This window comes from Rhodococcus sp. 008, from assembly GCF_001682295.1.
Lineage (GTDB): Bacteria > Actinomycetota > Actinomycetes > Mycobacteriales > Mycobacteriaceae > Rhodococcus_F > Rhodococcus_F qingshengii.
In genome coordinates this window covers 261,307-274,010 of sequence record NZ_CP015203.1, presented here as the reverse complement: position 1 = coordinate 274,010, position 12,704 = coordinate 261,307, and the positions used below count along the sequence as shown (strand labels likewise).

Here is a 12,704-nt window from a genome sequence, read left to right as displayed (position 1 = left end):
CACGGGTGCGCCTGTCAGCGAGCGCAACGAGCTACATGTCGATTCGGGTGGCGGCGAGAGTTGCCCCTCCCGGTTGGCAACGTGTCGCGTCTGGTCCGTGACGGTGCGGTCAGTCGCAGTTTTCTAGCCCAACTTCTCGTATTGAGCGGGTTCGTGAAACCTTACGGACGGGTTCGATCTGCCACGCAGACAATATCCGTCAGGGGATTCAGAGACGAAAGCTGCGTCCCCATGCCCCCGTGGTCGCTGTTTTCAACCCTGTTTCTGCACAAGAAGATTCATGTTTCCTTGTCGAAGATTCGGTGATGTCGGAACCAGCGTGCCTGCGCGAGTTTCGTCGACGTCTTCTTCGGTGGCCGGCCGCCGGTACGGCCACGCGCCCTGGCGGCGGCGAGACCCACTCGAGTCCGTTCCCGGATGAGGTTGCGTTCGAATTCCGCGAGAGCACCGAAGATGGAGAAGAAGGGTTTGCCACCGGAGGTGGTGGTGTCGATCGCTTCGGTCAACGATTTGAAGCCGACGGTGCGGGCGGCGAGATCTTCGACGGTCTGCAGCAGGTGGGGGAGCGAACGACCCAACCGGTCCAGATGTCACGCCACCATCGAACGCCGCCGCATCCTTGAGATTCGTGGCAGTGCTCATTCGTCGATCAAGCACCACTCGCGGTATACCCGCAACGGCTCTGTCAACTTATCTGAACGTAAATCGGGATCAGCAGCATTCGGCGATGCTGAGACGGATTCTGGTGGTCTGTCACGCTCAGCGCACCACCTGCTCTGGCGCCCCGTTTCGCGCGAATCTCAGTCCAGAGACGAGCCCTGACTGTGTCGAGTGTGTGTACTTTCGTCAGCTATTTGCTGAACCAGTGTGCGTCGGTGCTCAGAGAAGCGGCGCACGGCGTCGGCATCACCCGCCAGTTGTGCTCGTTCCAGCAGATGCTGACAGTTGTGTAGCTGTTCGGTGAGGGTCATCGTTGGCGTTATTCCAATCCGGGGTCGGGTGTATCCACGTCCCTCGACTGTCTCATCTTCTTCGCTGACCTGGAATTTCGTGGACCGATCCAGTGAGGACATCGAACGAGGTCGCTCTGGAGGTACTAGGACTTTGGATCAAAGATCCGGCTGTGCGGTTTGTCTTCGGAATGTACTGGTGCTCAGCAGTTTCGCCTGGATTCTGAAATCGGCTGCATCTGCTGCGCTATTCGTACCCGACAGGTAGGTGAACTACCGTCCTTCGGTTCTGCGGCCGATTTCTTCGAGCATTTGCCCGATGGTGAAGTGTCGCACTGATGCTGGAACTGCGTCCACGAGCCCTGACTCCTCCTCGGTCATGTAGTCGGCGGCTACGAGGACCTCTTGGATGTGGACGTCGAAGGCGTCGGCCGCACGGCGCACGACGCCGTGTGAGGGCCGTCGAACAATCGACATCCACTGACGTAACACCGATGGATATATACCGAGGGCATGGGCGGCTTCCTTGACGCTCCCATATCCGCGGAGATCAATTTGTGCTTGCACCCATGAACCGAAGTGACTCATAGGGGACATCGTTTCAGGCGGTCGGCGCCGACCCGGACCCGGTGATCGGATTCCAGATCGCAGTGCCGAGGTCAGGCCCGGTCGGTCAGTGGTGAGAGAGCGCGTGGGTGAGATGGTAAGGCCAGGGGCCGGCCTTTGCTGCCTTGTGGATTTCCAGCCGCGTGGGCCGTCTGCGAAGTCTCCTGACCGCCGGACGTTCAGGTGGCGGCGCTCGGCCGTGTCGACGTCATGGTCGCGGAGCCCATGTGGCGGTCACAATCTTCGACCAGAGGCGGGGGCGAGTAGCCGTTCGACTACGAGGAATGCGACCGCAGCAGATTTTGTATCGGAACTGTGGGCGAGCACCCATCGGCCAGTTTCCCTGACGACGGCAATAAGTATCTGTTGTTGAAGGTCGATGGGTGTCGCTGTCGATCTGCTTCAACTCTCGTCCACGTTCGAGGGCTCGCTCGACGCTGGCCGGGTGCAGGTTCGGCTTCGAATGGGGTGATGCATCGCGTTCTCCTGGATTGTTCGGGCAGCACTGACCTACCTGCTGACCAGACACCCGACTCACCCCCCATTTACCCTAGACAATCCAACTCGATCGGATCCTCCGGGCGTAGCCGAGACCCGAGCCGGCTCGACGGATGCTTTGAAATAGCAGAGAAAGTCGTTGGAGTCCAAGCGATTTGAGAACTACCGCGGGTAGGTGTTATAAACGATTCTCGTCCACGTTCGAGGGCTCGCTCGACGCTGGCCGGGTGCAGGTTCGGCTTCGAATGGGGTGATGCATCGCGTTCTCCTGGATTGTTCGGGCAGCACTGACCTACCTGCTGACCAGACACCCGACTCACCCCCCATTTACCCTAGACAATCCAACTCGATCGGATCCTCCGGGCGTAGCCGAGACCCGAGCCGGCTCGACGGATGCTTTGAAATAGCAGAGAAAGTCGTTGGAGTCCAAGCGATTTGAGAACTACCGCGGGTAGGTGTTATAAACGATGAGGCAGTACGCGAATCGCTTGTCCGGCCGGTGTCTGCGCCGTGGGCATCACCTACAGTGTCGGTGTCCGCCGATGCCGGAGACGGGATTCGAGCAGCGCGAGGATGGGAGTTCGTACTGATGGCTGTTGCCGCCGACCGGTACCACACGCGGGTGATGGCGTCGCCGAGTGCGTATCAACGCCCCGACCCTGTTCTCTGGGATCCGAAGATGCGTACTCGGTACGCAGACTTCGAGGCCAACGGGTTCACACATCGCGACCGAGTGCTCGACGACCGCCAGGTGCGGGGATGTCTGAGCGAGGTCGTGCGACTCGGTGAAGAACCGGAGTTGCGCGGGGACGAGCGGATCGTTCGCGAAAAGGGTTCATCAGCAGTGCGGTCCATCTTCGACATCGCGAATCTGAGTTTGGTGGTCTCCGACGCGATCGAGGAGTCCGGGGCCGCCTGCATCGCAGCAGAGATTCTGGGATCGCAGGTGTACGTTCACCAGAGTCGCCTGAACTACAAGCCAGGTTTCCGAGGTGGCGCTTTTTACTGGCATGCCGATTTCGAAACCTGGCATGCCGAAGACGGGATGCCCTCCCCGCGCGCGGTCAGCGCCTCGATCGCCTTGACCGACAACCACCATTTCAACGGCCCCTTGATGGTCATGCCCGGCTCGCACCGCACCTTCCTGCAATGCGCCGGCGCCACCCCGCCACGGTATTTCGAAGAATCCTTGGTCGACGAGATCCCCCGAGTCGGTGTCCCGAACGAGCAGATGATCTCCGAGCAGTACGATCAGCACGGCATCGAGGTCGTCACCGGACCTGCCGGTTCGATGACACTGTTCGACAGCAATCTGCTCCACGCGTCCGCGGGCAATATTTCGCCCGTACCTCGTGCGAACATCTTCGTGGTCTTCAACAGCGTCGACAATGCGCTCGCGCCGCCTTACTGCGGTGCTGCACCGAGACCGGAGTTTCTCGCCGCCCGCAGGTAGTCGATACTGCCCGGGCGATGTCACCTCACGTCGGTCGCATCACGGTGTGCGAGGTCCGAACATGGGCCGGGGCGCTCGACCAACAGGTGAGGTCGGTTCCTGCTGGTGGGGGTGTGGATCAGATACCTGTAGCGGATGATCTCGTGGTGGCTCTCACTCAATGCAACCCAGCGGGCGTCGTCTGAGAGGGGGTAGACCTGCCAGCGAGAGCCGACCGAAAACTGGCCGATCGAGCTCGGCGCTACGGCATCCGCAATCGATGCGACCGAGCGGTCGTTGTCCAGGGCGACGTCGATGTGAAACACCTCGACTCCGGCTCCTTGCCTGGCCGCCGGGCGGACGTGTCACCACCGCATGCAACGGTGTGTTCACCAGTGTCGGTACTGGGTGTAAGCGCACGAACAGGTACCGCGAGCATGCACCCAGCAGTACTGCGGCGAGGCCGCCCACGATGATCGTTGCCGGCCAGCGCAGCCATGGCTGCGCGCCGGTCGTGTCATGATCGGGTTCGCCGACGTCGAGCGCGAGTACAACAGCCAGGGAGGCCATGACCACTGCGGCGATCACGAGAAAGCTTGCGATCGAAGAGGTTTCGACGCGGTACGTGCGTGCTCGTTGAGTTGGCGTTGCGAGAGCGAGCTGCATGACGTTCTCCTCCTCGGTAGCATCTCGTGGACCTGTGCACTTTTTCCCTTTGGAGCAATTCACTTCGCAACATGGCACCTGAAGGTCGATCCGTGAGGAATACGGCGTCGATGGTGTGAGACGCTCCACGGGTGGTCATTGGCGTTGAGATTCTCGCGTGTGCGGGTGTCAGCGATACGGTGAAACAGACATCAACGGAAATACTGCACGGGTGGATCCTGTTCTGCCTCTGACCGATTGATCTCCGTTCGAAGGGATACGCACATGGTCGATACGTCGTCAATGTCGAATCGTGCGATGAGCGAGTGGATCAACGCGCATCCCGCCGAAACGACAACGGCGATCGTCCTGGTCGTGGTGGCGTTGGTGGTCCTCGCAGTATGGACGATATCGAGATGACCCGCCCACGGCCGGAGCCGTAGATTGCGGTGACGGCATACCGGGCGATCAATGCTTGAGAACCGCTTTGAGGAAGGTGCGCGTCCTGTCCTGGGTGGGGGAGTCGAAAATCTGTTCCGGTGGGCCCTCCTCGACGATCTTTCCGGCGTCGAAGACCAGTACTCGATCGGCGACATCGCGCGCGAACCCCATTTCGTGGGTGACGATGAGCATGGTGATGTCCGTGGTGGCAGCGATTGTTCGTAGTACGTCGAGGACGTCGGCGACCAATTCCGGATCGAGAGCCGAGGTGACTTCGTCAAGCAAGAGGATTTCGGGGTCCATCGCCAATGCTCGGGCTATGGCCACGCGTTGTTGTTGACCTCCCGACAGTGTGTTTGGGTGGGCGTGTTCTTTGTCGGCGAGCCCGACGAGGGCGAGTAATTCACGGGCGCGGGCATCTGCTTCGGCCTTGCTTCGGCGCAGAACGTGTATCGGCGCTTCGGTGATGTTCTCCAGGACAGTCATGTTCGGAAACAAGTTGAACTGTTGGAACACCATCCCGATCCTGGCGCGAGCGGCGCGTAGGTGTCGTTCACCGGCGGGCACCAACTCACCATTTTTGATTTCGTGGGAGAACGGTTGGCCGTTGACACGCACGAGTCCGGAATCGATCTTCTCGAGTGTCATCAGAATCCGAAGGATGGTCGTCTTCCCCGATCCACTCGGCCCGATCAATGCGACGCGTTCCCCGCGCTCGATCGCGATGTCGAGGTGATCGAGCACGGTGTGCGTGCCGAATCGTTTGACCACGTGCTCGAACGAAATCGCCGAGCGGGTGTTCTCGTCAGTAGGCAAGACGTTTCTCCACTTGTCGGATGAGCACGGACGTGGGGTAGCTGGCGAGGAGGAAGATCACTCCTGCCATCGTGATCGGCTCCAGATATTGAAAGGTTCTTGCTCCGTATTGCTGTGCAGCGGTGACCAATTCGACCACCGTGATGGCGAAGAGGAACGGTGTGTCCTTGAACATGGAAATCGCGTAGTTTCCCAGCGCCGGTAGGGTGGCGCGTACCGCCTGCGGAAGAACCACAGCTCGCCACGTTCTCGTCGTCGGAAGAGACAGGGCTCGCGCAGCCTCCCATTGTCCGGCGGGAACCGCTTCGATTCCTGCGCGGTACACCTCGGCCATATACGTCGAATAGTGGACACCCAGAACACCGATACCGATCTGCAGCGCGGAAAATTGCGGAAGCAAGTAGTACACGAACAGGAGTTGGACGACGAGCGGGGTCAGCCGGATGAACTCGGTGATCCAGCGCAGGGGAACTCGCACGTACGCAGGGCAGGTGCGGCGAGCGATCGCAATCACCAAACCGAGAACCGATGCGATTGCCATTCCGAGCACTGTCGCCAGCAAAGTGATCGTGAAGCCGTCGATCAGGAGCGGGAGTGCGTCAGCGGCGCGTTGCCAACTCCATTCGACGCTCATCGCCCCACTCCTACGAGTTCATCGCCTCGGTCGGGCTTGATGCTGAGTACTTCTCGCAGCGACGGCCCGAGACCGAGTCGGCGTTTGGCACGGATCTCGACCACGTTCATCACCAACGTCAACGCATACGCAAGAACGAAGTAGATGATCAGTCCCACGCCGAACGCGAAGATCGTGTCGCCGGTCCCGCGGCGCAGCTGCTCGATCTGATAAGTCAGGTCCTGAAGCAGGATGAAACTGGCCAGGGCGCTTCCTTTGAGGAGCTGTATCAGCAGGTTCGTCAGCGGAGGGACCATCTGTACCCAAGCCTGAGGGAAGAGGACTTTGCGTACCTGCAGCCACGGTGAGAAACCCAGGGCGATGCATGCTTCCTTCTGCGCGATCGGTACAGCCGCCATCGCTCCCCGAACCACCTCGGCGCCGTACGCGCCGTAGTTCAGACCGAGCGCCAGAACTCCGCACAACATCGGTTCGAGTTGATACCCGAACAACGGAAGTACGTAGAAAAGCCAGAACAGTTGTACGAGAAGGGAAGTTCCTCGAAAGAACTCGATCACCACCCGCGCCGGATACCTCATCCAACGGTTGCGCACACCGACCGCACAGCCGAGGACGAGCGAGAGTACAAAGGCCAATGCTGCGCCGCCGAGAGTCAGTGCGGCGGTGACCGCGACACCGCCGGTGATACGTGGCCACGCCTCGACAAGGGCATCGATATTCGTACTCATGGGGAGCTACCAGCTACCTCAAGCGGCTCCCGAGCACAACTTGTCAGTGGTCAGTGCCGGGTCGGGGAGTTCCTTTTTCGTAAACCCGAAGGGGCCGACGATCTCGAGATATTTCTGCGGGTCCGAGGTGATTTTCGCAAGTTCCGCGTTGTAGGCCTCACGAAGTTCGGTGTCATCGGTGCGGAAGACCGTCGCACCTGCCCCGACCTGTGGCTTTCCGTTGATCGTGGCGACGAAGGAATCAGTGACGTCGACAGCAGCGCCGGGGTTGTTGTTCTTCATCCAGTTCAGTGAGATGGCGGTCAATGCGAACACGTCAGCACGACCGGAGGTAACGGCGTCCATCCCGTCTTGCGGTGAGGCCACTTGGACAGCAGGAATGGCCAGTGCATCGGCGTAGTCGGATTCGATCGCACCTGTCATGGTGGCCAGTTTCGCGCCGGAGGCCGCGATGGACTCCATGTCCGTGAGGTTCTGCGGGTTGCCCGCCGGAACCATCAGGGCCGTCGTGTAGTTGAATTCGGGGTCACCGAACGCGGCCTGCTCACATCGCTTCGGAAGGATGGACATACCCGCACTGACCGCGTCGAAGCGGTTCGCCTGCAGTCCAGGGATCAGAGAGCCGAAGTCGGCGTTGACCCCTTCGACCGTGTCGATACCCAACCGGGAGAATATTTCGCGGTGCAACGCCACGGTTGCGCCGGTGAGTTGACCGTTCTCCTCGAAACTGTACGGCGCTTCGCCGGCAAACCCGACCGTGATCGCGCCTGTGTCCTGTAGGGACTGCAGGTGATCGGCGCTGTCTGTGTCGCTCGTCGATGTGCACGCCGTGACGGCAGTCAGGAGCATCGCACCACTTGCCAGTGCGATCGACGATCGTCGCAGAGAGGTACCGCGAAAGTGCATGCCTGTCATGAATCGAGCCTTCCCGTTGTACCGAGGTCAACTGTGCCCAGGTCGGTGTTTCTCGTGGCGCCGTTACCTCCGGTCGAGCGCGTGCGCTGCGCTCGACCGGGATCGGCGATCTTCGGTTCGAACCTAACACGAGCCGTGATCGAGGTAGCAACACCGCCGTCTTTCGCGCGGGTTCTGTCCAAATGTTGTTCCAGACAACGATGTTGAACACGCAGACGCACACGACTGGCGACAATGTCACAGTCGTATATCGATTTCGGCCGCGCGAAAACCAGGCATACCTGCGTAAACAGTGGCCGGGTGCGACTCGAGACGGAATTCCTCGGTTCACACCACCGGTCAAACGTGGTTGCATGATCGCCAGTCCGAGGGACGCAGAGCCTCTTCTGCGCAACCGAAGCACCTGCATGAGCGCAAGGAAACGATGAGAGCGAACGCGATCGACATGTCCACACCGCACAGGCGAACCGAACCCGACCCGGTGATCGACTGGGTGTGGGAGGGCGGGCAGTTACGCGGTCGTACCGCTGACGGTGCCATCAGTGTGAGTGCGAATCTTCAACGTGCTCAATGGACCTGGGGTGCTTACACCCTCTTCGCCGAACAACTCGACAATCAGGTGTGGTTGACCTTCGACAAGGTCGTCGACGAAGTGGGGCGTCTCGGTGTTCCTCACACGAGCGCAGTGGAGGTCTTAACGCCCTGGATGGGTCGGGCGGCGACACCGCTGCGGGCACTGAATTCGGCATTGACCAAGGAGAAGCTGTCGGCGCTGCCTGTTGAAGCCCACGTTCCCTCTGTTGCTTATTCTGTTGTTGCGCAAGCTGTTCGAATTTTCGAGAACCCACGAGATGGGGTTCCGGCGGCACGAGAATAGTCGCGCACCGAGGGTAACTGTGAGACCTCCACCGCTCACCGATCGACAACGCCGCCTCGGGCTCGTCAACGCCCAACATGCCCGCATGGCCCGTGCGCGAATGCTCCAGCAACTCAAGGCCAGTCAAATCGGTGTACGAGATGTTCTCGACGCGGCAGATCGTGACGAGATCATCGCCCGCATCAAGGTCGTAGACTTGATGAAATCGCTACCCGGCGTGGGACCTGTTGGCGCGCAACGCCTGTTGGACGGCATCGGAATCGACAGTGCGCGCCGCCTCGGAGGCCTTCGCGCGCGGCAGCGGCAGCAATTGATAGATGCCACCACCTACCCGATCCAGTGGCGCAAGAAATTTCGGTAGCGGACCCGATGTCCGTCGCCGCTGCTGTAGCCGAATTCAATCGGTCGACTGATACACGTCGGGGATACCGTCACCGTCGTCGTCGCGGGCCTCGTTCTCGGCGATGATCCGGTATGCGCGGTTACGCAGACGAAGCACGATCGACGCCAACAGAGCAGCCAGAACGGAGCCGGCGAGAACACCGAGCTTGACATGGTCATCGCGCAAGGAGCCTGCACCGAAGGCGAGATCTCCGATCAACAGCGAGACCGTGAAGCCGATTCCCGCCAGAATCGCCACCCCGAAGACGTCGATCCAGGACAAACCTTCATCGAGTACGGCCCGGGTGAACCTGGCGAGGATATAGGTCGTGCCGAACACCCCGACCGTTTTGCCGACCACCAGCCCTGCAATGATGCCCAGCGCAACGGAATCGGTCAAGGCATTCGTCAGTCCTGATATTCCGCCCACCGTGACTCCGGCCGCGAAGAACGCGAACACCGGTACCGCGAAACCTGCTGAGACAGGCCTGATGCGGCGTTCGAAGTGTTCCGCCAAGCCTGGGCCCGCATCCGGGCCCCCGGCGGCCGGACTACGAATGACAGGGACTGCGAACCCGAGGAGCACTCCGGCCACGGTGGCATGGATGCCGGATTCGTGTACCAGTACCCAGGTCGCACCGGCGAGCGGTAGGAGAACCCACCACGACCGCACCTTCTTCTGGACCGCCAGAGTGAACAAGGCCAACGGAATCAGGGCCGCCCCCAACATCGCGACATCGAGATCGTCGGTATAGAAGATCGCGATGACGGTGATGGCGAGAAGGTCGTCCACCACCGCCAAGGTCAACAGAAATGTTCTCAGGGACGAGGGAAGGTGCGTGCTCACCACCGCCAACACCGCGACGGCGAACGCGATGTCGGTCGCGGTCGGGATGGCCCAGCCGGCCAGTGCCCCGTCCCCGGTCCGAAGATTGACCAGGACGAAGATGAGCGCCGGGGTGAGCATGCCGCCCACGGCGGCAGCTATCGGAAGCGCTGCGCGGGCAGGATCACGCAGATCGCCCGCGACGAACTCACGTTTGAGTTCGAGCCCGACGACAAAGAAGAAGATCGCCAGCAGCCCATCTGCCGCCCAGGTCTCCAACGGCAGATCCAACCCCAATGCGCTGGGGCCGATTCGGAATTCGGAGAGCGCGCCGTAGGCGTTCGACCACGGCGAATTCGCCCAGACGAGCGCAACGACCGTGGCGGCCAGCAACAGAGCACCACCGACGGTTTCTCCGCGTAACAGGGCAGCGATACGCGCTGTTTCCGTCCAGGAGCCACGTGCGAAGAGCGCCCGCTTGCCGGCAGGAGGGCGGGGCGGCTGTTGCGTCATGGGTGCAGCCTGCTTTCGGTGGGCACTGGCGAGAGCACTCTCTCGTTCCCAGATGCAGAGTTAGACGGTCTCGTCGCGGCCGCTGGCCTGGGCGTGTCCTTCTGCTGACTGCGCGAATTCGGGGGTATCGAAGATTTCGCCGCCGAGCGGATCGTCGAGTACTCCGTTGCCGGAGTATGCGATCGCACCGGTCGCGGGATCCACGTCGATGGAGTGCGAGGACACCTCGTGTACTGCGAGCACGAGATGCTCGTCGGTGTCCTGCTTCGGAAGATCCCGGGTCGAGGGAGCAAGGCCGGCGAAGGTGGCCGAGATGCCACTGGGGTGGCGTTTTCCGCGGGCTTTCTCTGTCGGCAGCGGTTCCTCGCCGGTGGTGGCGCCCGAACCGTGCGAGGAGACGCGCAAGTATCGCGGGGTGGTGGCCACGTCGTAGCGGAATGCTTTAAGCATGGATACGCATGCGAGTACCAACACGATGGAGAAGGGCACCGCGGTCGCTATCGACGCGGTTTGCAGCGCTGTCAACGAGCCACTTCCGCCGACGAGGAGTAGTACCGCTGCGGCCACTCCCTCGAGCACCGACCAGTAGACCCGTGTGATCTTCGGTGTCTCCAAATCGCCGCCGGTGGAGAGGATGTCGATGACCAGAGAGCCGGAGTCGGAGGAGGTGACAAAAAAGAACACCACCACTGCGATGGCGAGGACACTGGTCACCGTGGACAAGGGAAGACCGTCCAGAAGGTGGAACAAGGTCGTGTTGGTGTCGACTGCCCCGTCCGCTGTGAGCATGTCGCCGTCGTTGCGCTGACGCAGAATGCCGGAGTCCCCGAAGATCGTGAACCACAGAGATCCGATGACAGTGGGGGCGAGCAGTACACCGAAGACGAATTCGCGGATGGTGCGGCCGCGTGAGATGCGCGCGATGAACATGCCGACGAACGGTGCCCAGCTCATCCACCAGCCCCAGTAGAAGATGGTCCACGCTCCAGCCCAACCGTCTTCGGCGAACGGAGACGTGCGCAGCATCAGCTCAGGCAAAGCCTGGACGTACCCGCCGAGGTTCTGCACCCACGACTGCATCAGAAACAGAGTCGGGCCGAGTACGAGGACGAAGATCGCGAGACTCGCGGCGAGAACCATGTTGATGTTCGAGAGCCACTTGAGGCCCTTGGAGACTCCGGAGACAACGGAAAACGTGGCCAGCCCGGTGACACAAGTAATCAGGACGACCGTCAGCACGTTTCCGGTCTCCACCCAGCCGAGGTAATCCAGACCGGCCGAAATCTGTTGCACGCCGAAACCGAGCGAGGTAGCGACACCGAACAACGTGCCGATGATCGCGATCGCATCGATCGTATGACCGATACCGCCTTCGATGCGAGCGCGTCCGAGGAGGGGCTCGAGCAGCCAACGGATCGACAGCGGGCGGCCCTTGCGGTAGGTCATGTATGCCAGACCCAGACCGACGACGACGTAGATGGCCCAGGCATGCAGACCCCAGTGGAACATCGTCAGTTCCATCGCTTGATTGGCTGCGGCGTCCGTGGATCCAGCGACTCCGCCCGCGACGGGAGGGTTCACATAGTGCGAAAGTGGTTCGGCTACTCCGTAGAACACCAGGCCGATGCCCATACCGGCGCTGAAGAGCATCGCGAACCACGAGAGCATCCCGAACTCGGGCTGCTCGTCGTCACGTCCCAACCGGATGTTGCCGACACGGCTGACGCCGCAGTACAGCGCAAAAATCACGAAACCGGTGGCGGTGAGGATGTACCACCATCCGATGCCGTCGCTGATCGCTGAATTCAGGGATCCGAACGCATCTTCCGCTGTACCTGCATAGACCACCGAAAACACGATCATGGCCACGATGACGATCGATGCGGGAACGAAAACCGGTTTTCGGATTCCCTGCCACGCTTCTTTCAGTGCGCTCACGTGTCCTCCTCAGGAAGCCACCACATCGGACGATCACGGCACGAACACAACCCGTAGGAGCGTGTATCGCGCTCGCCCGACATAGTGACCGATGTCGACTAGTAGGCGTGCTCGAGCTTGTCCGACCGTAGAGGCTGATGCTGCGATTGCTCAAATCGCAACCGGTGGATCCGGTGAGGAAGCGCCTTCGTTGCGGTACGAGAGTTGGATGCCGGGAGAGGTTTTTTCTGATTCCTCATCGTGGTCTCGCCAGACTCCAATGGTCGAGATGCCCGCAGCCGGGATATGTTGCCGGACACTCTCCTGCCGGGATAGAATTCCGGCTCTGATGAGGCAGCGGCGGAGAACGCATGAATGATCACGACACTGCGCCGATCCTGGTGCCGCTAGCGGCAGCAATGTCATGCGTTGTCCTTGTGGCGATGTTGTTTCTCATCCTGTAGTGGAGACATGAGTCCACTCGTCGGGTCGCTTGCGAGTTACTGCCCGATCCTCGGATTTCAC

Annotated in this window: 11 protein-coding genes and 1 pseudogene; 3 read left to right on the top strand and 9 right to left on the bottom strand. The window is 60.8% G+C overall.

The features are described from left to right. Positions 1-278: 278 nt before the first annotated feature. Together AOT96_RS31665 and AOT96_RS36175 are read right to left on the bottom strand one after the other, a co-directional pair. A pseudogene (locus tag AOT96_RS31665) lies at positions 279-587 on the bottom strand (recombinase family protein); the annotation flags it as partial. A 636-nt stretch (positions 588-1,223) separates the two neighbouring features. Beyond that, positions 1,224-1,427, bottom strand: coding sequence for a hypothetical protein (locus tag AOT96_RS36175; RefSeq protein ID WP_231915127.1), 204 nt, complete (start codon positions 1,425-1,427; stop codon positions 1,224-1,226). A gap of 1,153 nt (positions 1,428-2,580) precedes the next feature. Here AOT96_RS36175 and AOT96_RS31655 point away from each other — a divergent pair. Continuing rightward, positions 2,581-3,507, top strand: a complete 927-nt coding sequence (locus AOT96_RS31655; protein WP_082654909.1) for a phytanoyl-CoA dioxygenase family protein — start codon at positions 2,581-2,583, stop codon at positions 3,505-3,507. 153 nt (positions 3,508-3,660) lie between these two features. On the opposite strand, the gene AOT96_RS35520 is transcribed toward AOT96_RS31655, so the two are convergent. The 5 genes from AOT96_RS35520 to ehuB all read right to left on the bottom strand — a co-directional run bounded on the left by AOT96_RS35520 (position 3,661) and on the right by ehuB (position 7,665). Further along, positions 3,661-4,152: a hypothetical protein gene (locus AOT96_RS35520; RefSeq protein ID WP_141695798.1), complete on the bottom strand. Its 492-nt coding sequence runs from the start codon at positions 4,150-4,152 to the stop codon at positions 3,661-3,663. 447 nt (positions 4,153-4,599) lie between these two features. Next, positions 4,600-5,388 (bottom strand): ectoine/hydroxyectoine ABC transporter ATP-binding protein EhuA, encoded by a 789-nt coding sequence (ehuA, locus tag AOT96_RS31640; RefSeq protein WP_058227832.1) that lies wholly within the window; start codon positions 5,386-5,388, stop codon positions 4,600-4,602. Continuing rightward, positions 5,378-6,022, bottom strand: a complete 645-nt coding sequence (gene ehuD / locus AOT96_RS31635) for an ectoine/hydroxyectoine ABC transporter permease subunit EhuD (protein ID WP_058227831.1) — start codon at positions 6,020-6,022, stop codon at positions 5,378-5,380. Before ehuD ends, ehuA begins: the two co-directional genes overlap by 11 nt. Then, positions 6,019-6,750: an ectoine/hydroxyectoine ABC transporter permease subunit EhuC gene (gene ehuC / locus AOT96_RS31630; RefSeq protein WP_058227830.1), complete on the bottom strand. Its 732-nt coding sequence runs from the start codon at positions 6,748-6,750 to the stop codon at positions 6,019-6,021. Before ehuC ends, ehuD begins: the two co-directional genes overlap by 4 nt. Positions 6,751-6,768: 18 nt before the next feature. Then, positions 6,769-7,665 carry an ectoine/hydroxyectoine ABC transporter substrate-binding protein EhuB gene (gene ehuB / locus AOT96_RS31625; RefSeq protein WP_058227829.1) on the bottom strand — a complete coding sequence of 299 codons (897 nt, stop codon included), beginning with the start codon at positions 7,663-7,665 and terminating at the stop codon, positions 6,769-6,771. Positions 7,666-8,089: 424 nt separating this feature from the next. Between ehuB and AOT96_RS31615 the strand changes: the two genes are divergently transcribed. Both AOT96_RS31615 and mihF read left to right on the top strand, forming a co-directional pair. Next, entirely contained in the window at positions 8,090-8,542 is a 453-nt protein-coding gene (locus tag AOT96_RS31615; protein ID WP_065352984.1) for a hypothetical protein, read from the top strand. Beyond that, positions 8,517-8,903, top strand: coding sequence for an integration host factor, actinobacterial type (gene mihF / locus AOT96_RS31610; protein ID WP_063892140.1), 387 nt, complete (start codon positions 8,517-8,519; stop codon positions 8,901-8,903). The genes AOT96_RS31615 and mihF overlap by 26 nt, the downstream gene beginning before the upstream one ends. Before the next feature lie 36 nt (positions 8,904-8,939). Here mihF and nhaA read toward each other — a convergent pair whose 3' ends face one another. Together nhaA and AOT96_RS31600 are read right to left on the bottom strand one after the other, a co-directional pair. Then, positions 8,940-10,262 (bottom strand): Na+/H+ antiporter NhaA, encoded by a 1,323-nt coding sequence (gene nhaA / locus AOT96_RS31605; protein WP_058227825.1) that lies wholly within the window; start codon positions 10,260-10,262, stop codon positions 8,940-8,942. A gap of 60 nt (positions 10,263-10,322) precedes the next feature. Next, a complete protein-coding gene (locus AOT96_RS31600; protein WP_021344799.1) occupies positions 10,323-12,200 on the bottom strand; it encodes a BCCT family transporter in 1,878 nt (625 codons plus the stop codon). Positions 12,201-12,704 lie beyond the last annotated feature (504 nt).